This is a genomic window from Microbacterium algeriense (assembly GCF_008868005.1).
GTDB classification, from domain to species: Bacteria; Actinomycetota; Actinomycetes; order Actinomycetales; family Microbacteriaceae; genus Microbacterium; species Microbacterium algeriense.
The window spans coordinates 1,154,611-1,179,367 of sequence record NZ_WAAO01000001.1 but is presented as its reverse complement, the minus strand read 5'-3'; the positions used below and the strand labels follow the sequence as shown (position 1 = coordinate 1,179,367).

25 protein-coding genes are annotated in these 24,757 nt (G+C 69.5%); 11 read left to right on the top strand and 14 right to left on the bottom strand.

All coding sequences use genetic code 11. The features are described from left to right. Positions 1-51: 51 nt before the first annotated feature. The 3 genes from F6A08_RS05765 to F6A08_RS05755 all read right to left on the bottom strand — a co-directional run bounded on the left by F6A08_RS05765 (position 52) and on the right by F6A08_RS05755 (position 2,442). Positions 52-642, bottom strand: a complete 591-nt coding sequence (locus F6A08_RS05765; RefSeq protein WP_151458857.1) for a short chain dehydrogenase — start codon at positions 640-642, stop codon at positions 52-54. A gap of 68 nt (positions 643-710) precedes the next feature. Continuing rightward, complete coding sequence (gene ispD / locus F6A08_RS05760) at positions 711-1,892, bottom strand: 2-C-methyl-D-erythritol 4-phosphate cytidylyltransferase (RefSeq protein ID WP_151458856.1); 1,182 nt, start codon at positions 1,890-1,892, stop codon at positions 711-713. A gap of 67 nt (positions 1,893-1,959) precedes the next feature. Next, the gene (locus F6A08_RS05755; protein ID WP_017201416.1) at positions 1,960-2,442 is read right to left on the bottom strand and encodes a CarD family transcriptional regulator; all 483 of its coding nucleotides are present in this window, start codon (positions 2,440-2,442) and stop codon (positions 1,960-1,962) included. A gap of 135 nt (positions 2,443-2,577) precedes the next feature. Between F6A08_RS05755 and F6A08_RS05750 the strand changes: the two genes are divergently transcribed. Continuing rightward, positions 2,578-3,117, top strand: coding sequence for a DNA modification methylase (locus tag F6A08_RS05750; protein ID WP_151458855.1), 540 nt, complete (start codon positions 2,578-2,580; stop codon positions 3,115-3,117). Between the two features lie 66 nt (positions 3,118-3,183). On the opposite strand, the gene F6A08_RS05745 is transcribed toward F6A08_RS05750, so the two are convergent. Both F6A08_RS05745 and F6A08_RS05740 read right to left on the bottom strand, forming a co-directional pair. Beyond that, a complete protein-coding gene (locus F6A08_RS05745; protein ID WP_017201418.1) occupies positions 3,184-3,867 on the bottom strand; it encodes a response regulator transcription factor in 684 nt (227 codons plus the stop codon). Then, positions 3,864-5,087, bottom strand: a complete 1,224-nt coding sequence (locus F6A08_RS05740; RefSeq protein ID WP_151458854.1) for a sensor histidine kinase — start codon at positions 5,085-5,087, stop codon at positions 3,864-3,866. The genes F6A08_RS05745 and F6A08_RS05740 overlap by 4 nt, the downstream gene beginning before the upstream one ends. 218 nt (positions 5,088-5,305) lie before the next feature. On the opposite strand from F6A08_RS05740, the gene phoU reads away from it, so the two are divergent. Further along, a complete protein-coding gene (gene phoU / locus F6A08_RS05735) occupies positions 5,306-6,016 on the top strand; it encodes a phosphate signaling complex protein PhoU (RefSeq protein ID WP_017201420.1) in 711 nt (236 codons plus the stop codon). Positions 6,017-6,108: 92 nt separating this feature from the next. Here the strand turns inward: phoU and F6A08_RS05730 are convergent, their stop codons facing one another. After that, a complete protein-coding gene (locus F6A08_RS05730) occupies positions 6,109-6,858 on the bottom strand; it encodes a phosphoglyceromutase (protein WP_017201421.1) in 750 nt (249 codons plus the stop codon). A gap of 58 nt (positions 6,859-6,916) precedes the next feature. Here F6A08_RS05730 and F6A08_RS05725 point away from each other — a divergent pair, with 58 nt between their 5' ends. Continuing rightward, the gene (locus F6A08_RS05725; protein WP_151458853.1) at positions 6,917-7,744 is read left to right on the top strand and encodes a class I SAM-dependent methyltransferase; all 828 of its coding nucleotides are present in this window, start codon (positions 6,917-6,919) and stop codon (positions 7,742-7,744) included. Between the two features lie 2 nt (positions 7,745-7,746). Here F6A08_RS05725 and ygfZ read toward each other — a convergent pair whose 3' ends face one another. From ygfZ to F6A08_RS05710, 3 genes are all read right to left on the bottom strand, one after another. Beyond that, positions 7,747-8,877, bottom strand: a complete 1,131-nt coding sequence (gene ygfZ / locus F6A08_RS05720) for a CAF17-like 4Fe-4S cluster assembly/insertion protein YgfZ (protein WP_151458852.1) — start codon at positions 8,875-8,877, stop codon at positions 7,747-7,749. Position 8,878: 1 nt separating this feature from the next. Continuing rightward, positions 8,879-9,481: a heme-binding beta-barrel domain-containing protein gene (locus tag F6A08_RS05715; protein ID WP_124896191.1), complete on the bottom strand. Its 603-nt coding sequence runs from the start codon at positions 9,479-9,481 to the stop codon at positions 8,879-8,881. 150 nt (positions 9,482-9,631) lie between these two features. Next, positions 9,632-9,922, bottom strand: a complete 291-nt coding sequence (locus F6A08_RS05710) for a hypothetical protein (RefSeq protein WP_026049618.1) — start codon at positions 9,920-9,922, stop codon at positions 9,632-9,634. A gap of 72 nt (positions 9,923-9,994) precedes the next feature. Here F6A08_RS05710 and F6A08_RS05705 point away from each other — a divergent pair, with 72 nt between their 5' ends. The 8 genes from F6A08_RS05705 (at position 9,995) to F6A08_RS05670 (ending at position 19,411) form a co-directional block, all read left to right on the top strand. Then, the gene (locus F6A08_RS05705) at positions 9,995-10,678 is read left to right on the top strand and encodes a winged helix-turn-helix transcriptional regulator (protein ID WP_017201427.1); all 684 of its coding nucleotides are present in this window, start codon (positions 9,995-9,997) and stop codon (positions 10,676-10,678) included. 51 nt (positions 10,679-10,729) lie between these two features. Further along, positions 10,730-12,895 (top strand): RNA degradosome polyphosphate kinase, encoded by a 2,166-nt coding sequence (locus F6A08_RS05700; RefSeq protein WP_017201428.1) that lies wholly within the window; start codon positions 10,730-10,732, stop codon positions 12,893-12,895. Then, positions 12,892-13,881, top strand: coding sequence for an NUDIX hydrolase (locus F6A08_RS05695; protein WP_017201429.1), 990 nt, complete (start codon positions 12,892-12,894; stop codon positions 13,879-13,881). The genes F6A08_RS05700 and F6A08_RS05695 overlap by 4 nt, the downstream gene beginning before the upstream one ends. A gap of 295 nt (positions 13,882-14,176) precedes the next feature. Beyond that, positions 14,177-15,283, top strand: a complete 1,107-nt coding sequence (pstS, locus tag F6A08_RS05690) for a phosphate ABC transporter substrate-binding protein PstS (protein ID WP_017201430.1) — start codon at positions 14,177-14,179, stop codon at positions 15,281-15,283. Positions 15,284-15,375: 92 nt separating this feature from the next. Beyond that, entirely contained in the window at positions 15,376-16,326 is a 951-nt protein-coding gene (gene pstC, locus F6A08_RS05685) for a phosphate ABC transporter permease subunit PstC (RefSeq protein ID WP_017201431.1), read from the top strand. A gap of 1 nt (position 16,327) precedes the next feature. Further along, positions 16,328-17,431 (top strand): phosphate ABC transporter permease PstA, encoded by a 1,104-nt coding sequence (gene pstA / locus F6A08_RS05680; RefSeq protein ID WP_124896192.1) that lies wholly within the window; start codon positions 16,328-16,330, stop codon positions 17,429-17,431. A 30-nt stretch (positions 17,432-17,461) separates the two neighbouring features. Beyond that, entirely contained in the window at positions 17,462-18,241 is a 780-nt protein-coding gene (gene pstB, locus F6A08_RS05675) for a phosphate ABC transporter ATP-binding protein PstB (RefSeq protein WP_017201433.1), read from the top strand. A gap of 351 nt (positions 18,242-18,592) precedes the next feature. Beyond that, positions 18,593-19,411 (top strand): PDDEXK family nuclease, encoded by an 819-nt coding sequence (locus F6A08_RS05670; protein ID WP_225855748.1) that lies wholly within the window; start codon positions 18,593-18,595, stop codon positions 19,409-19,411. 150 nt (positions 19,412-19,561) lie between these two features. Here F6A08_RS05670 and F6A08_RS05665 read toward each other — a convergent pair whose 3' ends face one another. The 5 genes from F6A08_RS05665 to F6A08_RS05645 form a co-directional block, all read right to left on the bottom strand. Continuing rightward, on the bottom strand, positions 19,562-20,446 hold the full coding sequence (locus tag F6A08_RS05665; protein WP_151458851.1) for an aminodeoxychorismate lyase: 885 nt from the start codon (positions 20,444-20,446) through the stop codon (positions 19,562-19,564). 355 nt (positions 20,447-20,801) lie between these two features. Beyond that, positions 20,802-21,431 carry a DNA-directed RNA polymerase subunit beta gene (locus F6A08_RS05660; RefSeq protein ID WP_151458850.1) on the bottom strand — a complete coding sequence of 210 codons (630 nt, stop codon included), beginning with the start codon at positions 21,429-21,431 and terminating at the stop codon, positions 20,802-20,804. A gap of 28 nt (positions 21,432-21,459) precedes the next feature. Further along, positions 21,460-22,254, bottom strand: coding sequence for an anti-sigma factor (locus tag F6A08_RS05655; protein ID WP_124896195.1), 795 nt, complete (start codon positions 22,252-22,254; stop codon positions 21,460-21,462). Then, positions 22,251-22,850 (bottom strand): ECF RNA polymerase sigma factor SigK, encoded by a 600-nt coding sequence (sigK, locus tag F6A08_RS05650; RefSeq protein ID WP_017201438.1) that lies wholly within the window; start codon positions 22,848-22,850, stop codon positions 22,251-22,253. The genes F6A08_RS05655 and sigK overlap by 4 nt, the downstream gene beginning before the upstream one ends. Before the next feature lie 31 nt (positions 22,851-22,881). Further along, entirely contained in the window at positions 22,882-24,594 is a 1,713-nt protein-coding gene (locus tag F6A08_RS05645; protein ID WP_151458849.1) for a cytochrome c biogenesis protein DipZ, read from the bottom strand. Positions 24,595-24,757 lie beyond the last annotated feature (163 nt).

Sequence of the window (24,757 nt, the reverse complement as noted above, 5' to 3'; positions counted from 1 at the left end):
GTCTCCGCGAGTCTGGGCGCGCCGCGCGGCGTCATGTCGGCGCGATCCGCGTCAGTCGACGGGCAGGACCTCACCGGTCTGCACCCCGAGGACGCTCCTGGCGTACGCCATCCCGACCCGGTACGACGAGACCGGCACGAAGCCGGGGAAGGACGAGTGATACGAGGGTGCGTCCTCGAGCACCGAAGGGCTGACGGCGTTGATGCGGATGCCGCGGGGCAGCTCCGGTGCCGCGCCGAGCACGAACGCTTCGAGAGCGCCGTTGGCGAGGGACGCCGCCGCCCCGGTGGCGATCGGCTCGCGCGCGAGGACACCGGAGGAGAGCGTGAAGGAGCCCCCGTCGCGGACGAAGGGCGTTCCGATGCGGACGATGTCGAGCTGCGAGAGCACCTTGCCCCGCAGCGCGGCCTCGTAGTCGTCGCGGCCGAGCTCGGAGAGCGGGGCGAACGGCACGCTCCCGACGGCGGCGATCACGGCATCGACCTCGCCGACCTGCTCGAACAGGCGCTCGATGGAGCGGGGGTCGGTCACGTCCACCGACGGCTGCCCGCTCCGCGAGGCGGCGACGATCTCGTGCCCGTCGAGCGCCGACGCGGCCGCGCGGCCGACGTGCCCGCTCGCACCGATGATGAGGATCTTCACTCCGGCTCCTTCCGTCCTGCGGACCGCGCCTGCACGCGCCCCGCTCGGGTCGTCTTCACGCTATCGCCTCAGACCGGGAAGACGATCGCGACCGCGGTGACGGCGATGCCCTCCGACCGACCGGGGAAGCCGAGGCCGTCCGTGGTCGTGGCAGTGATGGAGACCGGCGCCCCGAGGATCTCTGCGAGGCGGGACTGCGCCTCCGCCCGCCGGGGGCTGAACTTCGGCCGGTTGCCCTGGAACTGGACCGAGACGTTGCCGATCGCGAACCCCGCTGCGGCGAGGAGTTCACGCGTGCGCGCCAGGAAGACCTCGGCATGCCCTCCCGCGTACTCGGGGTGGGCCGTGCCGAAGTGCTCCCCGATGTCGCCGAGCCCCGCGGCCCCGAGGAGTGCATCCACGATGGCGTGTGCGACGGCGTCTCCGTCGGAGTGCCCGGACAGCGGCTGCTCCCCCGGCCACTCCAGGCCCGCGAGCCAGAGGTCGCCCTCGCCCCCGAACGCGTGGACATCGGTGCCGATGCCGACGCGCGGTACCCCGAGGCGCGGCCGCTCCGGCGCGAGCAGGTGCCTGGCGCGCTCGAGGTCGTCCGGCGTCGTGATCTTGAAGGCGCGCTCCGAGCCGGGGATCCGACGCACCGGGTGGCCGGAGGCCGCGAACAGGGCGGCGTCGTCGGTGTACTCGATCCCGGACGCGAGGGCCTCGGCGTACGCGGCTTCGAGCAGCGGTCGCGGGAATCCCTGCGGCGTCTGCGCCGCGGCGAGCTCCGAGCGGTCGACGGCCGCCACCACGGTCTGCTCCGCCACCTTCTTGAGGGTGTCGACGACCGGGAGCGCGGGGATGACGCCCACTTCCGGGGTCACCGCGGCGGCGACGGCGTCGATCTGCGTCGGCGGGGTGAGGGCGCGAGCGGCATCGTGCACCAGGACGGTCTCGACGTCGCCCCAGAGCGCCGCGAGCCCCGCCGCCACCGACTGCTGCCGTGTCGCTCCTCCCGTGACGACACGGCCGAGTTCGCGCCGGTCTCCGGCCGCCTCGCGCAGCTCGGTCTCCGCATCGCCCTCGAAACCGGGCCGGGCGACCACGACGACCTGCGCCGGTGCCGCCGCGAAGACGCCGTCGAGCGCGTGCCGCAGCACGGAATGGGCGTCGATCCCGACGAACGCCTTCGGGGCACCGGCGCCGAGACGCGTGCCGGAGCCGGCGGCGACGACGATGATCGCGGTCTGCGGGACGGGGAGGATGGTCACAGCATCACGTTACCGGCGCACACGACGAAAGGCGGATGCCGAAGCACCCGCCTTTCGTCGAATCAGCTCAGGAAGCGAGGACCTCGTCGAGCAGTGCGCCCGCCTTGTCCTCGTCGGTCTTCTCCGCGAGCGCGAGCTCGGAGATCAGGATCTGACGAGCCTTCGCCAGCATCCGCTTCTCACCGGCGGAGAGTCCTCGGTCCTGGTCCCGGCGCCACAGGTCGCGGACGACCTCGCTCACCTTGATCACATCGCCGGAGGCGAGCTTCTCGAGGTTCGCCTTGTACCGGCGCGACCAGTTCGTGGGCTCCTCGGTGAAGGGCGCCCGCAGCACCTCGAACACATGGTCGAGGCCCTCTTTGCCGATGACGTCGCGAACGCCGACCAGGTCGACGTTCTCCGCGGGGACCTCGATGATGAGATCACCCTGGGTGACGTTGAGCTTCAGATATTTCTTCGCCTCACCCTTGATGATGCGCTCCTTGACCTCGATGATGGTCGCAGCGCCATGGTGGGGATAGACGACGGTCTCGCCAACCTCAAAAAGCATAAAAACGTGTCCTTTCGGCAACCTCAAGGATACCACAGGCGACATGCGCTAAGGTTCGCGCTCCCTGGACCCCGGGGCCCTTCCGACTTACCCATAGAATGGATGCGGATATCCCGCCGGACCTCAGGAGGACCCGTGAAATCGCGCCTTGTTGCGTCTGCAGCCCTCAGCGCCATCGTTCTGCTCGGCGCGACCGGGTGCACCTTCATCACGCCGCAGGCGACGAAGACCGAGTACGCCGCGTCCGACGGAGTGAACATCTCCGACGCCGACGGTCCGATCGACGTCCGCAACGCGCTCGTCATCGCGACGGAGGACGGCGCGGTCGGCAACTTCATCGCCGCGATCGTCAACCCCACGCAGGACAGCGCGACGCTGACGATCGCCTTGAAGGGCAGCGAGCCCTTCACGATCACGGTGCCCGCCGGCGACACGATCAGCCTCGGCGCCGATGAGGAGCCGCTGCGCATCATCGACCTCGACACCAAGCCCGGCGCGACCGTCGAGATGCACTTCCAGTCCGGCGACTCCACGGGCGTGAAGGCCGCGGTGCCCGTGCTCGACGGCTCCCTCCCGTACTACGCCGACCTCGTGCCGACCGAGGCCGCGTCCACACCGGAGCCGTCGCCGACGCCGACGCCGACGGACACCGCCGCACCGGCGCCGTCCAACTGAGCTTCCGCAGCCACGAGAAGAGGCCGGCACCCCGCGCGGGGTGCCGGCCTCTTCCACGTCCGGGCGTCAGCCCTCGAAGCGATACCCCAGGCCGCGGACGGTGACCAGCATGACCGGCTCGCTCGGGTTCTCCTCGATCCGGGAGCGGATCCGCTTGATGTGCACGTCGAGCGTCTTGGTGTCGCCGAAGTAGTCGCTGCCCCACACGCGATCGATCAGCTGGCCGCGGGTGAGGACCCGGCCGGAGTTGCGCATCAGCACCTCCAGCAGCTCGAACTCCTTGAGCGGCATGTTGATCTGCGTGCCCGCGACCGAGACGGTGTGCCGGTCGATGTCCAGCGAGACGCGCCCGCCTTCCAGGACCCGCTCGTCGAGCTCGCTGTCGGCCTGCACGACACGGCGCAGCACCGCCCGCATCCGGGCGAGCAGCTCACGCGAGGAGTACGGCTTGGTGATGTAGTCGTCCGCGCCGAGCTCGAGACCGACGACGATGTCCACCTCGGAGTCCTTGGCCGTGAGCATGATGATCGGCACAGCGGAGGTCGAGCGGATCTGACGGCACACCTCGGTGCCGGGCATCCCGGGGAGCATCAGGTCGAGGAGCACGATGTCCGCGCCGCGCTCGCGGAAGGCGGCGAGCGCGCCAGGGCCGTCCTCGGCGATCTCCACCTCGTAGCCCTCGCGACGCAGCAGGTACGCCAGCGGGTCGGCGAGGTCGGGCTCGTCTTCGACGAGAAGGATACGGGTCATGCTCTCTCTCCGTTTCGAGCGCGGGCGGACGGGACGGCCTTCTCGGCCTTGCGCGCGCGCTTCTTCTTGCTCTTCTTGCCGGTGTCACGGCTGTCCGGGGCGTCTATCCGCGGGAGGCGGATCGTGAAGGTCGAGCCGCGCCCCGGACGCGACCACAGCCGCACCTCTCCCCCGTGGCGCTGCGTGGCGTGCTTCACGATCGAGAGTCCGAGTCCCGTGCCGCCGGTACGCCGGGAGCGGGCCTCGTCAGCGCGGTAGAAGCGCTCGAAGATGCGCTCGCGATCCACCTCGGCGATCCCGATGCCCTGATCCGACACCGCGATCTCGACCACGCCGTCCTCGGCGCGGACGCCGACGCCGACGCGCGAGCCACGAGGCGAGTAGACGATCGCATTGGCGATCAGGTTCCCCACCGCCTCGATGAGGATCTGCGCGTCGCCGCGCACCCAGACGCCGCGGTCTCCGCCTCTGGCGAGCTCGACGCCCGCGGAGTCGGCCTGCACGACGTGCGCCTCGATCGAGGAGGCGATCACCTCGTCGATCGCGACCGGGCCGACCGTGGTCAGGCCGTCCTCGGCCTGGAGCCGGGAGAGGCTCATGATCCGGCCGGTGAGCTGCCCGAGCCGGCCGGCCTCCGCGGAGATGCGCGCCGCGAAGATGCGCACCTGCGCCGGATCGTCCGCCGCGGACTCGATCGCCTCGGCGAGCAGGCTCACCGCACCCACCGGCGTCTTCAGCTCGTGGCTCGTGTTCGCGACGAAGTCCCGCCGCATCTGGTCCAGCCGCTCCTGCTCGGTGACATCGCGGATGATCAGCAGGACGAGGCGGGCGCCGATCACGCTCGCCCTGGCCGACACCAGGCGCGGGTCCAGGCTGAGACCGCCGCGGGTGATCCTCATCGACTCCGTCACGGAGCCTCCGGCTTCCCGGACGCCGCGGACGAGCTGGCGCAGCTCGGGGTTGTCCATCGTGGAGCCGACCTCGATGCCGAAGCGGGTCGCCGCCTGCGATGTGGCCAGGACCAGCCCTGACGTGTCGACGACGGCCGCGGCGTCGTCCATGCTGCGCAGGACATCGGTGATGCCGGCCGGAATCGCCAGCGATGTCTCCTCCTGCACGCGCGCCCTGGCCCGGTACGCCCACACCACGAGCAGGGAGACGCCGACGCCGATCACCAGCCCGATGGCGAGCGAAGACAGCGCGAGCTGCGGCAAGGTCATGTCCTAAGCGTAGAGTGCGTTCACCGTCCGTCCGGCGGGTTTCCGCGCCCTGGCGGCATCGCGAGAAGTACTATTCACGTGCTGGGCACCGTTCGTTAACCTTCGGAGCAGACAATCGCTTCGGGCTTGTGCGGAGCACAGACCTGCTCTCGTGCGGACGACCCGCCGTCTCGCGCTGACGTCACAGCCGAGATCCGAATGAAAGGTTGCGCCCCAACATGCGCGAAGTCTTCCACCAGTCCCTCGAGGACCTGCAGTCCCGCCTCGTCGAGATCGCCGACCTCGTCGCGGTGTCGATCGACAAGGCCACGCGCGCCTTCGCGACCAGCGACGTGGCCCTCGCCGAAGAGGTCATCGCCGACGACGCGAAGATCGACGAACTCGCCGTCGCCCTCGACGAGCAGGCCATCGAGATCCTCGCGCGCCAGCAGCCGGTCGCCCGCGATCTTCGCATCGTCGTCACGGCGCTGCGCGTGAGCGCCTCCCTCGAGCGCATGGGCGACATGTCGGAGCACATCGCCCAGCTCGCCCGCCTCCGCTTCCCCGAGCGCGCCATCCCGAAGGGCCTCAAGGGCACGTTCGTGAAGATGGGCGAGCTCGACGTCGAGGTGGCCCGCACACTGTCCGAGCTGCTGCGCACGCAGGACCTGCGCTTCGCCGATGCGATCCGCAATGCGGACGACGACGTCGATGAGCTGCACGCCACGGTCTTCGAGAAGGTGCTCAGCGACAACTGGAAGGGCGAGGCCACGGCCACCGTCGACGCCACGCTCGCCAGCCGGTACCACGAGCGCTTCGCCGACCACGCCGTGGCCGTCGCGAAGAAGGTCGTCTACCTGGCGACGGGCGACTGGGCGGTCGAGGAGGAGGACATCCCCCTCGCCGTCGAGCAGCAGGGGCTGGAGCACCCGCACTTCGGTCACGCCTGACACCTTCGTCGCGAGACCCCGCTTTCACGTCGAAACCCCCTGCTGCAGATGTCTGCAGTAGGGGGTTTCGGCGTGAAAGCGGGGTGTGGGCGCTACTTCTTGCCCTGCGCCGCGACGGCCGCGGCACCGGCAGCGGCGGCCTCGGGATCGAGGTAGCGACCGGGGCCGGTGGGGACGTTGTTCTCGTCCAGCTCGTAGACCAGCGGGATGCCCGTGGGGATGTTGAGTTCGGCGATGTCGGCGTCGCTGATGCCCTCGAGGTGCTTCACGAGACCGCGCAGCGAGTTGCCGTGCGCCGTGACCAGAACCGTCTTGCCGGCCTCCAGGTCGGGGACGATCGCGCTCTCCCAGTACGGCAGCAGGCGGTCGATGACGAGCTTGAGCGACTCGGTGCGGGGAACCTCGCCGTCGATGTGCGCGTAGCGGACGTCGTGCACCTGGCTGAACTCGCTGTCGTCGTCCAGAACGGGCGGCGGCACGTCGAAGGAACGGCGCCACAGCTGGAACTGCTCGGGGCCGAACTCCTCGAGCGTCTGCGCCTTGTCCTTGCCCTGCAGCGCTCCGTAGTGCCGCTCGTTCAGGCGCCATGACCGGGTCACGGGGATCCACAGACGGTCGGCCGCATCGAGCGCGATGTTCGCCGTCTGGATGGCGCGGCTCAGCAGCGAGGTGTGCAGCACATCGGGGAGGATGCCGGACTCCGCGAGCAGCTCGCCGCCGCGGCGGGCCTCCTTCTCGCCCTGTGCGTTGAGGCGGACGTCCACCCAGCCGGTGAACAGGTTCAGTTCGTTCCATTCGCTCCGGCCATGGCGGAGCAGGATGAGGGTGCGCGTCGCAGTCATGCCGCCAGTTTATCCACCCGGCCGCGGAGACCGCGGCGGATGCTGGAAGGATGGAGACATGGCGTCATCTCCCCTCGGTCGGCCGACCCGCGGCACCACGGGGACGAACCGGCTGCGCCGCAACGACCGGTGGATCGCCGCGAGCGATGCCCTGCGCCGGGCCTCCGATCCCCTGGTCGTCGACCTGGGCTACGGCGCGAGCGGAGTGACCGCCTTCGAACTGGCGGCCCGTCTGGTGCGGGTGCGTCACGACGTCGAGGTGCTCGGACTCGAGATCGATCCGACGCGGGTCGCCACGGCCGAGGCGCAGCTCGCGGAGGTGCGTGCGGGACGCGCCCCCTTCGCGGCGGACCTGCCGGTGTCGTTCGCCCGCGGCGGGTTCGAGGTGCCGCTTCCGGACGGTCGGAGGGCTGCTGTGATCCGCGCGATGAACGTGCTGCGGCAGTACGACGAGCAGGACGTGCCTGATGCCTGGGCCCGGATGACGGCGCGCCTCGCGGCGGACGGGCTCCTGTTCGAGGGGACGTGCGACGAGATCGGTCGCGTGGCGAGCTGGATCGACATCGACGCCCGGGCGCAGCCGCAGCGGTTCACGATCTCCCTCCGACTGGCCGAGCTGGAGCGGCCCAGCATCGTCGCGGAGCGCCTCCCGAAGGCGCTCATCCACCGCAATGTCCCGGGCGAGCGGATCCACGCCCTGCTCGTCCATCTCGACCGCGAGTGGGACCGCGCAGCGCCGTTGTCGACGTTCGGCGCCACGCAGCGCTTCCTCGCCGCGGTGGGCGCCCTGCGCGATCAGGGGTGGCCGGTGACGGGCGGTCGGACGCGCTGGCGCCTGGGCGAGCTCACGCTGCCTTGGGAGGCGGTGGCTCCGCTCCCCTCCTGAGGTCAGGCGCCGACGCCGGAATCGCGGGGATCGGGGGCGGACGGGCGCCGCGAGAGGCGCGTGAGCCGAGGGACGTCCGCCGTGGCACCCGCATCGGCGGGCACGATCACCTGCTGGGAGGCGGCGATGTCGATGCCGTCCGCCCGCACCACCAGGTCGCCGACCGGAGCACGTCGCGACAGGATCGCCAGCGCGATCGGCCCGTCCTCGTGGTGACGTGCGACCGAGGTCAGGTGACCGACCTCGTCGTCGCCCGCGAAGACGGGGGCTCCGGGATCGGGGAGCACGGCGTCGCTGCCGTCGAGGTGCAGCGCGGAGAGACGGCGAGGCGGATGCCCGAGGTTGTGCACCTTGGCGACCGTCTCCTGTCCGCGGTAGCACCCCTTGTTCAGGTGGACGGCGCTGCGGATCCAGTCGGACTCGTGCGGCAGCGAGCGTTCGTCGACCTCCGTCGCCCAGCGCGGACGCCAGGCGGCGACGCGCAGCGCCTCCGCAGCCAGGAGCCCGGCGAGCGCCTCGTGATCGAGCGAGGCGGCGAGACCGGAGGCGGCCTCCTCCGTGAGGATCGCGACCCGCCACGCGAACTCCGCTGCGGGATGAGCGGCGATCTCCGCGTACTGATGCCCGCCCGCGCTGACCTGCTGCCAGGGATCGGCCCAGACCAGCGGCATCCCGTGCGGAGCGAACGCGGCGGCCGATGCCGAAGCCGCCGCCGCTCCGCCGTCGACGAACCCGACCGGCACGAGATCGGCACGGACCTCGACCGTGGCCTGCGTGCGGAACTTCATGCGCGTGAGCCAGCTCGCGAGCGCTTCGGCATCCCCCGCATCGGCGATGAGCCAGGTGGAGGAGCCGTCGTCGAGGACCCCCGCCGCATGCTCGACGCGGCCCTGGGGGTCGAGCACGAGGAGCTCGGTGCTCGCGCCGGGAGCGAGATGCCCCACGGCCTGGGAAGTGATCGAATCGAGCCACGTCAGCCGCTCCGGCCCTGCGACCTCGATCACGGTCCGGTCACCGAGCGGCGCCAGCGCCGAGCCTTCGGCGAGGCGGCGCTGCTCGCGGAACGCATCCCCGAAGTGCGCGACCAGCTCGCCGTCGGCGACGGCGCCCGCGATCGCCGCGAAACCGGACACGTCAGACCTTCGCCAGGCGCGCCGACGCGTGCGAGCGCAGCGGAGTGCCGAGGGCGGCGATGTCCCACGCCCACAGCAGGTGCCCTTCGACGAGCCCGTACATGCGCGAGGAGGCGGTGTGCACCTTGGCGCCGGCGCTGCGCACGACGGCATCCGAGCCGATGTCGATGCGCGGCCCGTTGATCTCGCCGATGTACAGCTCGAGCGCGCCGTCTGCGTGAGCCAGCGACACCTCGATCGGGAATCCGCCGCTCGGTGCTCGCAGCGCCTCGACGTCGTCGACCGTGCGCGTGACCGGCGGAGCCGTCGGAGGCAGCAGCGCCGGGCCGGCATCGGCCGCGGTCGCCGGGCGCGCGAGACGCCAGAAGCCGGTCTCGGCGAGCAGCGCGACAGCCGGAGCCCCGTTCTCGTCGAGGAACGTCGCCGTCCCCGAGTAGTTCAGGAAGGGGCCGCCGTCGTGGCTGAAGCTGACCCGGTGCGTGAACTCTCCCTGGAGACGCTCATCACCCACGGGGTAGTCGATGACGCCGGTGCCCTCCCACACGCCGATCAGCCACGCGAAGGGGGCGAGATCGGCGGGGAGGTCGGTGGGCAGCTCGATCACGATCGGATCAGCGCTGGCCGCGGAAGAGGTTGCGCAGCACCACGGCCGAGACGAAGACGATAGCCAGGCTCGCGAGGCCCAGCAGGCCGATGAAGAAGATTTCGAGCGCCATGAGGTCCATGTGCTCCACCTTACCGCGCCGCCTCGCCGTCAGGACGGGATCAGCGCCGCCAGACCGAAACCGATCGAGATGATCCCCATCAGCAGCAGGGCGCCGGTCACGCTCCCCGCGACCCGGAAGATGAACCCCTGGGTCCGGCCGTACCAGAGCTGCACCGCGAACGACAGCAGGACCACCCCGCCGAAGCCGACCAGCAGCCAGGGCACGCGCCACTCCTCGGGAACGAAGATGCCGATCGCGACCGTCGCGACGAAGGCCGTCGCCCACACGACGAGCACACCGACGAACGCGTTGCGCGGTGCGAGTGCTGGATCCGTCATGTCACCATTGTTGCGCATCCGCTCCCGGTAACATGGCGGCACGACGTCGATCCACGTCGGTGAGGAGTGCGCGTGGCCCAGGTCCTGGTTCTGACCAACGCTCCGCTCTCGGAGCAGGTGCTGCCGTCGCTCGAGTTGCTGAGCCATCGGTCGCGTCAGATTCCGGCGGAGCCGGCGCAGCTCATCCACGCCCCCGACTACGACGTCGTGATCGTCGACGGCCGCCACGACCTGGTCGCGGCGAAGTCGCTGTGCCGGCTGCTCCGCACGACCGGTCAGGACGCACCGCTGCTGCTCGTGGTCACCGAGGGCGGCATGAGCGCGCTCTCCGGAGACTGGGGCATCGACGACGTGCTGCTCGTGACCGCCGGCCCCGCGGAGATCGACGCCAGGCTCCGGCTCGCCCTGGCCCGTCGCGACGACGCCGCCGAGCCCGCGAGGGTGCAGGCATCGGGCGTCACGATCGACGAGCAGTCGTACTCGGCAAAGCTGCGCGGGCGGCCTCTGGACCTCACCTACAAGGAGTTCCAGCTGCTGCACTTCCTCGCCACCCACCCGGCGCGCGTGTTCACGCGGGAACAGCTGCTCAGCGAGGTGTGGGGCTACGACTACTTCGGCGGTACCCGCACGGTCGACGTGCATGTGCGGCGGCTCAGGGCGAAGCTCGGCGACCAGGAGCAGATCATCGGCACGGTCCGCAACGTCGGCTACCGGTTCAACGTCAACGAGGACGAGAACCTCGTCGAAGCCGGCTGACGAGCGTCTCCGTTCACACGGGCGTCACCTCACGGTGCTTAGATGTACCCCATGATCGATCCCGCACTCGCCGACGCCGGTCTCGGTGACGCCGAAGACGACGACTTCGACGCCATCGAGTCGCACGACTCCCTGCTCCCGGACCATCGCTACCTGGATCGGGAGCTGAGCTGGCTGGCGTTCAACCAGCGCGTGCTGGAGCTCGCCGAGGACCCGTCGCTGCCGGAACTCGAACGGGCGAACTTCCTGGCGATCTTCGCGAGCAACCTCGACGAGTTCTTCATGGTGCGCGTCGCCGGACTCAAGCGCCGCATCATGACGGGGCTCGCCGTGCCGACCAACATCGGCCGCTCCCCCGTCGACGCGCTCGCCGACATCTCGCGCGAGGCCCACGCCCTGCAGCTGCGCCACGCGGACGCCTGGACCACGCTCGTGCGTCCCGCGCTGGCCGAGTCCGGCATCGAGATCACCGACTGGTCGGAGCTCACCGACGACGAGCGCGCCGCGCTGTCCGAGTACTTCGGCGCCCAGGTCTTCCCCGTGCTGATGCCGCTGGCCGTCGACCCGGCACACCCCTTCCCCTACATCTCCGGACTGTCGCTGAACCTCGCGATCCGCATCCGCAACGCCCGTACCGGTCGCCAGGAGTTCGCACGCCTCAAGGTGCCGCCCATGCTGCCGCGCTTCGTCGAGGTGCCGTCCACCGGCGAGATCAAGCGGTTTCTGCGCCTGGAGGAGCTGATCGCCAACCACCTCGGCGACCTGTTCCCCGGCATGGAGGTGCTCGACCACCACGCGTTCCGCCTCACCCGCAACGAAGACGTGGAGATCGAGGAGGACGAGAGCGAGAACCTCATCCAGGCGCTCGAGGCCGAGCTGCTGCGTCGGCGGTTCGGTCCGCCGATCCGCCTCGAGATCACCGACGACATGGACGATGTCACCATGGACCTCCTGGTCCGCGAGCTCGACATCACCGATCTGGAGGTCTACCGCCTCCCCGGGCCGCTCGACCTCCGCGGCCTGTTCGATCTGTCGCGCATCGACCGGCCGGACCTGCGGTACCCGCCCCATCTGCCGACGACCGCTGTCGCGTTCCAGCCGGCGGGATCGAGCAACCGCGCCGACATCTTCAAGGCGATCCGCAAGTCCGACGTGCTCGTGCATCACCCGTACGAGTCGTTCACCACGAGCGTGCAGGCGTTCCTCGAGCAGGCCGCCCGCGACCCGCACGTGCTCGCGATCAAGCAGACCCTGTACCGCACCTCGGGCGACAGCCCGGTCGTGCAGGCGCTGATCGACGCAGCAGAGGCCGGCAAGCAGGTCCTGGCGCTGGTCGAGGTGAAGGCCCGGTTCGACGAGGCGAACAACATCGTCTGGGCCCGCAAGCTGGAGAAGGCCGGCGTGCACGTGGTCTACGGCCTGGTCGGGCTGAAGACCCACTGCAAGCTCGCGCTCGTGATCCGCGAGGAGGACGGCATGCTCCGTCACTACTCCCACGTCGGCACCGGAAACTACAACCCGAAGACCAGCCGCATCTACGAGGACTTCGGCCTGTTCACCGCGGACGCGCAGGTCGGCAAGGATCTGACGCGCCTCTTCAACGAACTCAGCGGCTACGCGATCGAGAAGAAGTTCAAGCGCCTCCTCGTCGCCCCGCTGCACCTCCGCAAGGGACTCATCCGTCAGATCGACGCGGAGCGGAAGAACGCGGAGGCCGGGATCCCCGCGCACATCCGCATCAAGGTGAACTCGATGGTCGACGAGGAGATCATCGACGCCCTGTACCGCGCCAGCGCCGCCGGAGTGAAGGTCGACGTCTGGGTGCGCGGCATCTGCAGCCTCCGCACCGACCTCGACGGCATCAGCGAGAACATCACGGTGCGCAGCATCCTCGGGCGCTACCTCGAGCACTCGCGCATCTTCGCCTTCGAGAACGGCGGAGATCCCCAGGTGTACATCGGCAGCGCCGACATGATGCACCGCAACCTCGACCGTCGCGTCGAAGCCCTGGTCCGCGTCACCGACCCCGCGCATCTGAAGGAGCTCAGCACGTTCTTCGACCTGGCGATGGACGACGGCACCTCGTCGTGGCACCTCGGCCCCGCAGGCGTCTGGACGCGCCACGCCGTCGATGCCGACGGCAAGCCGCTGATCGACCTGCAGGACAAGACCATGGGGTTGATCCAGCGGCGTCGCCGCGCGCGGGCGGTTCGATGAACACGCGGCAGCTGCAGCTCCCCGCCGACTCCGTGACGAAAGCGAAGTGGACGGACAAGGCCGTGTACGCCGCCGGGGCCGTCGTCTGGCGGCTGGTCGACGGCAAACTGCGGATCCTGCTGATCCACCGCACGAAGTACCGCGACATCACTCTCCCCAAGGGAAAGGTCGACCCCGGCGAGATGCTCGCCGAGACGGCCGTGCGCGAGGTGCACGAGGAGACCGGCATCCGAGTGTCGCTCGGCGTCTCGGTCGGGGTGAGCCGCTATCACCTCGCCTCGCAGAAGCAGAAGGTCGTGCACTACTGGGCGGCCGAGGCGACGGAGGCCGCGATCCGCGAGTCGACCTTCGTGCCGAACCGAGAGATCGCCGCCCTCGAATGGGTGAGTCTGAAGAAGGCGCGGGCGCGGCTGAGCTATCCCGTCGACCTGGAGATCCTCGACTTCTTCGCGAACCTCGTCGACGACGGCGTGCTGCGGACCTTCCCGGTGATCGCACTGCGTCACGCCAAGGCCACCCCCCGCTCGGAATGGGACCGCTCGGACGCGTCCCGCCCGCTCACCGATCGCGGAAGGAAGCAGGCGAAGTCGATCGTCGGGCCGCTGCGCGCGTTCGGCGTGCGCCGCATCGTGACCAGCGACGCCGTGCGCTGCGTCGAGACGGTCGCTCCGCTGGCCAAGGCTCTCCGGCGCAAGCCCGTGGAGACCGGCAAGATCAGCCAGGACGCCTGGGAGGACGGCGAGTCCGATCTCCGCTCCGTCGTCGGACGGCGCATCCGCTCCGGAAAGCCCGCCGTGCTGTGCAGCCACGGCCCCGTGCTCCCCGGCCTGCTCTCCGAGATCGCGCTGGCGACGGGCACGATCCACGGCTCCTACCTGGGCAGCGCCGCCGACCTGGAGCCGGCCGCGTTCTCGGTCGTGCACCTGTCCGCCACGAACCCCGGCTCGGGGATCATCGCGATCGAGACGCACGTCCCGAAGGTCTGACGCTTCGACAGGCTCAGCGACCCAGAGCGGCTCAGCGACCCAGAGCGTCTCAGCGACCCAGAGCGGCTCAGCGACCCAGAGCGGCTCAGCGACCCAGAGCGGCTCAGCGACCCAGAGCGGCTCAGCGACCCAGGGCGGCTCAGCGATGGGCGCGGAATCTCGCGGGTGCTCCCCAGAGAGTCGCCCGTCGTTCACCTGCCGTTCACCTGCGCGGGAGAGTCTCGTTAACCGTCGCCCCTAGCGTCACTGTGTGCCCTGCACCGGGCCCCACCCCTCCAAGATCGAAGGATCCACAGTGAAGATCTCCCGAATCGCACGAATCGGCGCCATCGGCGCCGTCGCCGCTCTCGCCCTCGCCGGCTGTGCCGCGAACGAAGCCGGCAGCGGCTCCACGGATGCTCCCACCTCCGACACCGCCGCGGTGAGCGGCTCGCTCGTCGGCGCCGGCGCCTCCTCGCAGCAGGTCGCCATCCAGGCGTGGACCGCGGAGTTCCAGAAGACCAACCCCGACGCGCAGGTCGAGTACGACCCGCAGGGTTCCGGCGGTGGCCGCGAGTCCTTCCAGCAGGGCGCTGTCAACTTCGCCGGTTCCGACCGTGCATTCAAGACCGACGAGATCTCGGCCGGCGGCTTCGGCGCCTGCGTCGACGGCTCGGACCTGATCGAGGTCCCCGCGTACGTCTCCCCGATCGCCATCGTCTTCTCGCTCGACGGCGTGGACGAGCTGAACCTCGACGCCGAGACCATCGCGTCGATCTTCGCCGGCAAGATCGCCAAGTGGAACGACCCGGCCATCGCCAAGGACAACCCCGACGCCACGCTGCCGGACCTCGCCATCACGCCGGTGCACCGCTCGGACAAGTCCGGCACCACCGGCAACTTCACCGACTACCTGTCGCAGACCGCGGGTGACGTCTGGACGGCGGGCAGCGTCGAGGAGTGGCCGGCAGACCTCGGCGGCGAGTCCGCGGAGAAGACCTCGGGTGTCGCGAACGCCGTCAAGGGCGGACAGGGCCTCATCGGCTACATCGACTCCTCGCAGGCTGCCGACTTCTCGGCCGTGAACGTCAAGGTCGGCGACAACTTCGTGCCGCACTCCGCTGAGGGCGCCGCCGCCGCGCTCGACGCGTCCACGATCGAAGAGGGCCGCACCGACGGCGACCTCGCCTTCGCGATCGACCGCACCACGACGGCCGACGGCGCCTACCCGGTGCTCCTCGTCAGCTACCTCATCGGCTGCGCCGAGTACGAGGACGAGAACATCGCCGCGCTGACGAAGGCGTTCTTCACCACCGCGATCAGCGCCGAGGGCCAGGACGCCGCCGCGACCAACGCCGGCAGCGCCCCGATCTCGGACGACCTGCGCGAGCAGGCTCAGGCTGCGATCGACCTCATCAAGTGAGTCGATGACGGTCTCCGGGATGCCCCACGGCATCCCGGAGACCGTCTGCTCGCGTCAGACACCCGATCTCCACTGAGCAGGAAGCAGCTCCCATGACAGCCACGACCTCGCCGGCGCCCACGCGCATCGTCGCGAAGAAGCGTGCCGGCGACCTCTGGTTCTCCGGCACCGCGGTCGCCGCAGGCTCGATGATCATGATCACGCTGGCCGCGGTCGCGATCTTCCTCATCGTGCAGTCGATCCCGGCGTTCACTGCGACCGCCGAGGACGCCTCCCTGCTCAAGACGAACTTCTGGGACTACGTCGGCCCGCTCCTGTTCGGCACGGTCTGGGCGGCCTTCCTCGCCCTGCTGCTCGCAGTCCCGCTGTCGCTCGGCGTCGCCCTGTTCATCACGCACTACGCGCCGCGTCGCCTGGCTCAGGGCCTCGGGTACATCGTCGACCTCCTGGCCGCCGTCCCCTCGGTCGTGTTCGGCCTCTGGGGCATCCTCGTGCTCGCTCCGGCGGTCCAGCCGATCTACGCCTGGCTGAACCAGAACGCCTCGTGGATCCCGTTCTTCGACGGCGTGGTCTCGCCCACCGGACGCACGATCCTCACCGCCGCCATGGTGCTCGCCGTGATGGTCGTCCCGATCATCACGGCCATCTGCCGGGAGATCTTCCTGCAGACGCCGCGCCTCCACGAAGAGGCGGCTCTCGCCCTCGGGGCGACCCGCTGGGAGATGGTGCGGATGGCCGTCCTCCCCTTCGGCCGCTCGGGCATCGTCTCCGCTTCCATGCTGGGCCTCGGCCGTGCGCTCGGCGAGACCATGGCCGTCGCCATGGTCCTCTCGGTGAGCAAGGCCGTCACCTTCGAGCTGCTCACCTCCACCAACCCCTCCACGATCGCGGCGAACATCGCACTGACGTTCCCCGAGGCCTACCAGGTCAACATCAACATCCTCATCGCGACCGGTCTGATCCTGTTCGTCGTGACGTTCGCGGTGAACGCTCTCGCCCGCTGGTTCGTGAACCGCCGCAAGGAATTCTCGGGAGCGAACTGACATGACCGTTACTGCGCCGGAATCCACGCGCACGGTGAGCGCCGCCGCCCCGCCCGTCTCCCTCAACTCCGGGCACCTCCCCCGCTGGGCTCCCTGGGGTCTGCTCGCCCTCTCCCTCCTCATCGGGTTCACGCCGTTCGCGCTCGAGGCGCTCGCCAGCGGGTCGGACCTCAACATCGCCGGGTCCGTCGTGCTGGGCGCCGTCATCTACCTGGTGCTCATCTACGTGATGTCGCGCATCATCGAAGGCGCCCGCAAGGCGCTCGACCGTCTCATCACGGGCATCGTCACCTCGGCGTTCGCGATCGCGATGGTGCCGCTGGTGTCGGTCGCCGTGACGGTGGTCGCCAACGGCCTCGCCCGCTTCGACGGGCTGTTCTTCTCCTCGTCCATGCGCGGTGTGCTCGGTGAGGGCGGCGGTGCGCTCCACGCCATCATCGGCACGCTGCTGGTCACGCTCGCCGCTGCGGTCATCTCGATCCCGATCGGGCTCATGACCGCCGTCTACCTCGTCGAATACGGGCAGGGCGGACGCATGGCCCGCACCATCACGTTCCTCGTCGACGTGATGACCGGCATCCCCTCGATCGTCGCCGGCCTGTTCGCCTACGCCGTGTTCGCCCTGATCTTCGGGCCGGGCGTCCGCATGGGCATCGCCGGCTCGGTGGCCCTGGCCGTCCTCATGATCCCGGTGGTCGTTCGCTCGACCGAGGAGATGCTGCGGCTCGTGCCGAATGAGCTGCGCGAGGCGTCCTACGCGCTCGGCGTGCCCAAGTGGCTCACGATCGTCAAGGTGGTCCTGCCCACCTCCATCGCCGGCATCACCACGGGCGTCATGCTCGCCATCTCCCGCGTGATCGGCGAGACGGCACCCCTGCTGCTCACCGCCGGATTCACCGACGCCATGAACTACAACCTCTTCAGCGGGCGCATGCAGACCCTCCCGGTGTTCACCTACTCGCAGTACGCGTACCAGGGGATCCCGGCCGAGGCCTACGTGGAACGCGCCTGGGCGGCCGCGCTGACGCTCATCATCATCGTCATGCTGCTCAACCTGATCGCGCGGCTCGTCGCGAAGATCTTCGCCCCCAAGACCGGCCGCTGAGCCCTCGACCCGACAAGCAAGGAATCTGCAGTGTCCAAGAGCATCGAAGTCAACGACCTGAACGTCTACTACAGCGACTTCCTCGCCGTGGAGGGCGTCTCCCTCGACATCCAGCCGCGGAGCGTGACCGCCTTCATCGGTCCCTCCGGTTGCGGCAAGTCCACGTTCCTGCGCACGCTCAACCGCATGCACGAGGTCATCCCCGGCGCCCGCGTCGAGGGCGAGGTGCTGCTCGACGGCAAAGACCTCTACGGCGCCGGCGTCGACCCGGTGCTCGTGCGCCGTCAGGTCGGCATGGTGTTCCAGCGGCCGAACCCGTTCCCCACGATGTCGATCAAGGAGAACGTCCTCGCGGGTGTGAAGCTCAACAACAGCCGGATGTCGAAGAGCGATCAGGACGCCCTCGTGGAGAAGTCGCTCACCGGCGCGAACCTGTGGAACGAGGTCAAGGACCGCCTGGACAAGCCCGGTTCGGGCCTCTCCGGTGGCCAGCAGCAGCGCCTGTGCATCGCGCGCGCGATCGCCGTGTCGCCGCAGGTGCTGTTGATGGACGAGCCCTGCTCCGCGCTCGACCCGATCTCGACCTACGCGATCGAGGAGCTGATCGGCGAGCTCAAGAACGAGTTCACCATCGTCATCGTGACGCACAACATGCAGCAGGCATCCCGAGTCTCCGACAAGACGGCGTTCTTCAACATCGCCGGCACCGGCAAGCCCGGCAAGCTCATCGAGTACGACGACACCACGAGCATCTTCACCACCCCCTCCGTGCAGGCCACCGAGGACTACGTCTCCGGCCGCTTCGGCTGAACCCGCGCCCGCCCGCGCACAACTTCGGAGACCTGCGCCTGCCCGCGCACAACTTCGGAGATCCGCGCCTGCCCGAGCACGACTTCGGAGATCCGCGCCTGCCCGAGCACGACTTCGGAGATCCGCGCCTGCCCGCGCACAACTTCGGAGATCCGCGCCTGCCCGCGCACAACTTCGGAGATCCGCGCCGAAACGCCGGGGTGTAGCCGAAGTCGACCGGTGTGTCGCTTCCGATCTCCGAAGTTGTGCTCGGTGTGACCTTTTCTGCACCGACCTAGTATCCGGAGGCACCGTCCACCAGCCGTGAAGCCGCGGAGCTCACCGGGAGTGCCGGCGGGGCATGCTCGAACGATGTGCTCTGCAGACGGTGAACAGGTGTGGCGATACGGCGCACTGCGCAGACGCCTGCGGCGAGGAGAGATCGAGCGCCTGGTCCGCGAGGGAGGTCTCGCACGCGTCCGCCGCGGGGTCTACGCCAGCACGTCTGCATGCGCGGATGTCGTCGCCGCCGCGGCACACGGCGGCGTGCTCGGATGCGAGTCGGCGGCCGAGCACCTCGGAATCTGGGTTCTCGACGTGCCGCAACGGCATGTGTGGATGCACGGAGACCGTCATCAGTACCGTCATGGCGACGAACCCTGCACGTGCGTCGTGCACTGGGACGATGCGCCGTCGGAATCCGCATTCGGCTTTCCGTCCGTGCCACGGATCCTCCTGCAGATCTTCCGTTGCCGCGGCACCGAGCGGTTCTTCGTCGCCCTCGAGTCCGCGCGCCGGCTGAAGCTGATCGATGCACGCGGCCTCCGATGGCTGCGACGGGTTCTGAACAGCAGAGGCAGGGATCTCGTCGAGTTCTCGCGCGACACGTCGGACAGCGGACTCGAGTCTCTCCTGCGACTGCGGCTCCGCCCGTTTGGCTGGGACGTACGCACACAGATGTGGATCACCGGCACCGGACGCGTCGACCTCCTCATCGACGGCTGGCTCATCGTCGAAACAGACGGAAGAGAAGGTCACGACTCGCCCTCGCATCGGCACAAGGATCTGGTGCGTGACGCGAATGCTGCCGCCTGGGGCTACAGCACCTTGCGCTTCGACTACGCCATGGTCGTCTACGACTGGGACCTCGTGGAGCGAGCGATCGTCGGCTCCCTTCGAAGCCGTCGCTGACCGCCTCTCCTGTGCCCTCGGACGAAGCCCCGCTCACCCGCACAACTTCGGAGCGCCGAGCCGACCCGCCGAGGTTGCGCCTTGGTCCACGGCGTGTCGTCGTGGATCTCCGAAGTTGTGCCGGGGCGGGAGCCGGGGCGAGGGCGGGGGTCAGTCGCGGGGAGAGAGGAGGTAGCGGTTCAGGGCGGCGGTGAGGGCCGTGTCGACCGGAAGGGATACGCCGTCGACCGCCGTGATGGGGGCGGCGAGGCGGACGCTCGAGACCAGCCACGCGGCATCCGCCTGCGGGAGATCCGTGGCCGGGATGCGGTCGTAGCCGACCTCGAACCCCTGGTCGGAGAGGTGCTCGTAGACGCTGAGCTGCGTCGTGCCGTGCAGGATGCCGCCGTTCGGGGCCGGCGTGACGAAGCGGTCGCCGAACCGAAGGATGAGCGACGCCGTCGGCGCCTCCAGCACGAAGCCGTCGCTGGACAGGAAGATCGCGTCATCGGCTCCGCGCCGGTGCGCCTCGCGCAGGGCGGCCATGTTCACCGCGTACGACAGGGTCTTCGCGCCGAGCAGCAGCCACGGCGCCCGTTCCGCCGCGCCGAGGTCGTATCCGCGGTCGAGCGTGACGACGCGCACACCCTCGCTGCGCACCCGCGAGAAGTCGGATGCCGGTGCAGCGGTCACCCAGGCCGTCGGAGCGGGTCCGTGCTCGACTCCGCGGCTGAGGATGAGCTTGATGACCGACTCGCCCGCGTCGAGCTGAGCGGCCGCCTGGTCGACCGCCTGACGCCACTGGGCGAGGTTCGGCACCGGGAGGTCGCACAGCCGGGCGGAGTGCGCGAGCCGCTCCAGGTGCGGGACCACCTCCTGCGCGTGTCCGTCCACCACGCCGATGGACTCGAACACGCCGTCTCCGCGCTGTGTGCTCAGCTCGCCGACGCTGAGCGCGGGGGCGGCGGCATCGACCTGCGTGAAGGTGTCCGCGTAGTCGGATCGCTGCTCATCGGCGGCGACGGGGTCGAGCATCAGGGCAAAGCGCCGGGTCATGATCCGAGCCTAGAGGGCCGGGAATACCCTCGGCATCATCGCGTTACAATGGAGTGGCCGGGCCGCATAACCCCGGGCTCCATTTTTCGCCGCTGCGAGCGGCCTTCCGCCGAGAGGCGTTCTTGCGGCCCGGTCTTCTCATACCCCCGGGCATCCTCGGCGCCGCGACTCCGAACGTCGGAGTGTAGCGAAGATGCCGCCTGTGAGGCCCCTGGCTCCCAACGGACCGCACGCGACGACGACGACGAGCCAATCACGTGAGCGGTCCACGCGGGCTCGATACGAGGTACGACGTACGAGGCCAGGGACGGCACGCCAACGAGGCTCAAGGTACGTCGCGTCACCTTCTCGCCGCTCAGGACAGCGCCTCCATGCGCCACAGCACAGCGGCCGCGGCGAGATCCTGACCGTAGCTGCTCAGTCGGAGCGCCCTGGTCGTCAGCTCGCTGGCCCGCGACGGCTCGGTCGGCTCGTAGTCGTCCGCGGTGTGGGTCGCTCCCGAGGCCTGCACCCGGCAGAACGCGGCGGCGCGGTCCAGGGCGACCGCGAAGTCGCCGCGGAACGCCCCCAGCAGGATCGTGTCGATGAGCGCGACGAGCTCGTCGGGGCTGGCAGGCACCGGGGCTCCCGCGATGACGGCGTCCGCGGAGGACAGCTCGAGGCGTCCGCGGTCGTAGAGCAGCGCCGCGGTGTGCGGATCGGCGTGGATGGCGAGCTGCAGCACGTACAGGCGCCACAGGGATCCCGGCAGCGTGCGCGAGGGAGCCTTCGACCACAGCTCCGCGATCTCGTCGATCCCGTGCTCGGCGGTGAAGGCGACCAGCCGTTCCGCGCTCGCTCCGCTCTCGTCCGCGCGGACGCGGGTCAGCAGGGCCGATGCCGTGGCGTGCGCGATGCGTGTCTCCTCGGCGGGATCGTGGGCGCCGACGATGTTGTCGAAGGAACTCGTCGGGCGACGGACGGGCCGGTGGTGCTGCTCGGGCATCCCTCCAGGGTACGCGCGATCAGGGGTGTCAGGCCGTGGGGATGACGACGACGGGGTCGGAGGTGGGCTGACCGGTCGGCGACCCGCCGTCCTGCTCGACCGTCACCGCGATCGCGTCTCCGGCCTGCATCTCCCCCGCGAGGAGCGCTGTGGCGTCTCCGCCGTCCACGTCGAACACGCCCGCCGAGACGGGGGCGTCGCCGCGCACGAACCACAGCTCGTAGGTCTTGCCCTCCTGCGGCGACGGCAGCCCGTCCGCGACCAGCACGGCCTTCCCCGTGGATGCCGACCAGTGGGCGGTCGCCGTGCCGCCGTCGTCGAGAGCGACGGTCGCCTGTTCCGCGTCCGGAGCCGACTCGATCTCCTGCAGGGCGACCACGCTCGCCGGAGGATTCAGCTGCTGGTTCAGGGCGACGGCACCGATCCCGACACCGACGAGGACGGCGAGGCACGCCGCCAGCGCGAAGACGGTCCGGCTCCAGCGGCGCGGCGTGCGCTGCGGGGAGGCGTCCCCTTCGGAACCGCCCGCCACGGTGGCCTCCGCCGGGGAGGCCCCGATGGCGGCCGGCGTCGCACCGGCATCCACGGCCCCGGATTGGGGCGTGGCGGCGATCTGCGCGAGCAGCGCGGCGCGGATGCCAGCGGGCGGCGCGACCGGCTCGACCGGGTCGGCGAGCAGCGCGGCGGTGGCGGCATCGTCCTCGACGCGGGCGCGCCACTCGGGGTGCGCGGCGAGCGCTTCGCGATACCGCTGCTCGTCGTCTGCGGAGAGCGAGTGCAGCGCGGCACCTGCCGCGAGCTCCGCGAAGTCCTTCTCGTTCATGCCGTCACCCCCATCGCCGTGCGCAGCCGGGTCAGCCCGTCTCGCATCCGTGTCTTGATCGTCCCCAGCGGCGCCCCCACGAGGGCCGCGATCTCGTTCTGACTGTAACCGCCGTAGTAGGCGAGGACGAGAGCTTCGCGCTGGGGCTCGGGAAGCCCGGAAAGTGCTTCCACGACCTTGCCTCCCTCGATCTCCAGCTCGACCTGCTCCGCGACGCTGTCATGCGCGACGCCGAGGTCCTTGAAGCCCGCTCGCACGTCCCGGTCGGCGCTCGACTGCGATGCTCGCACCCGATCGACGGCCCGGCGGTGAGCGATCGTCATGATCCACGCCCGTCCCTGTCCTCTGTTCGGAGCGAAGCGCGAAGCGGATTGCCAGATCTCCAGGAAGACCTCCTGGAGCACCTCCTCGCTCTGGGAGCGATTGACCAGCACCCGGAGGATGAGGCCGAACACACGGGAGGAGAGGGTGTCGTAGAGGGCCGCGAAGGCAGCCTGATCACCGGAGGCGACGCGGACGAGGAGGTCGGCGACAGCATCCTGCGTCGCTCCGTCCTCCGGAACGTCGAACCCATCGATGACCATCTCCACCAGCATGCCGCATCTCCTCCCCGATCACGTGCAGACATCACCCGAACGTGAAGGAATAGACCTCGATGCCGGCGGGCACATCGAGCGTGAGCGCGCCCTCCGCGACGGCGTCCTTCTTGACCAGCTCGTAGGAGCGCGGCGTCCCGTCGATCGCGATGGTGTCCTCGGACCCGTCGTCCCGTCTGACCACGATCTCGCCGGAGCCCGCGACCACGATGCGCACCTCGGCGGCGTGATAGTCGAGCCTGATCTGCCCGTCGCCGCCCTCGGGGGTCGCGAACTGCGTCTCGATCCGCCAGTCCCCGTCCAGCGCGAAGCTGTCCGCCGGCTGATCCTTCGGGAAGCTGTACGCGTTCGTGCCCTGGCGGTACTCCCCGCCTCCGCCGTAGTTCACGTCCTTGGACGAGCCGAGGAAGGTCTCCCTCGTCGTCGAGCCCGCATCGGGGGTGTCATCCTGCACATCCGTCGCCGCGGGAAGCGTGACCGACGGGTCCGCGTCCTGCAGCAGTTCCCGGATCATGGCCTCGGTCGCGGCATAGTTGCCCTCGCCGAAGGAGATGTGACGCACGGTCCCCTCGGCGTCGACCAGGTAATGGGCGGGCCAGTACCGATTGCGGTAGTTGGTCCAGGTCGACAGGTTGTTGTCGAGCGCGACCGGATACTCGATCCCGAAGTCGCGGGTCCCCGCCGCCACGTTGCCGGGATTCTTCTCGAACGCGTATTCGGGCGAGTGGATGCCGATCACCTGCAGGCCCGCATCGCGGTACGCCTCATCCCAGGCGACGACGTGCGGGATCGACCGCTGGCAGTTGATGCACGAATACGCCCAGAAGTCGATCAGCACGACCTGGCCGCGCAGATCCTTCAGGTCGAGGGCCTGGCCGTCGGGGGTGTTCAGCCATTCCTGGATGCCCTTGATCGAGGGGGCGGTGCCGCACGATTCGAGCTCCTCCGCACCGTTGGTGCACTTGTCGAGATCCTTGTTCTCCTCGTTGACCAGTCCACCGAGGTCGAGGGCGTCCTGCACCTGCTCGGAATCGGCGATCTGCTCCTGCAGGGGCGCCGTGTAGTCCGGGAGCAGCCGCTGCAGCATCTGCGGCACGTTGAAGACGAGGCCGACCGCGAGCGCGATCATCGCGACGCCGGCCGCGATGCGCAGCCCCCGCTCCTTGGACCGGAAGGAGCGGATCCGCTCGACGACGCTGCGCCCCGCGAGCGCGAAGACCAGAAGCGGCACCGCGACGCCGATCGCGAAGGAGACGGTCAGCAGCACCGTGCCGATGCCGATCTGCCCCGTGGATCCGGCGACGATGATCGCCGCGAGGACAGGACCGGCGCACGGGACGAACACGGCACCCAGGGCGAGGCCGACGCCGAAGCCGCTCCCCCGGTTCTTGACCTCGCGCTGACCGAACCGTTGGAACGGACGCTCGAGGATGTGCTGGAACCGCGGCACGATGAGGCCGACGCCGATGATGACGAGCACCGCGATGCCCACCCAGCGGATGATGTCCTGCGGCAGGTTCAGCAGGCCCAGCAGCAGTGAGCCGCCGAGCGTGACGAGCGTGAAGCTCAGCACCAGTCCCGCGATCACGAGATACGGCCTGCTCCGCTTCGCCGGCACCATCTCGTCCTCGTACCTCGCCGACTGTGCTCCTCCCGTGAGGAAGATCACGGGCAGCACGGGCAGGATGCACGGCGAGATGCCGGTGATGAGCCCGCCGAGCAGGCCGATGATGATCAGGTCCATGAGATCCCCACTTCTGTCGGGACCTGTTCGCTCCGCCGGGCGTTTCGGATTGGATCGGCGGCCTCGAGAACTTTTTCAAGAATTCGTCCCATCCGATCCCGGAGGCGTTCCGAACAGCCCTCGACGCCACGGAGAGGCCGTGGCGCAGTCTGAAGGAGCTCGA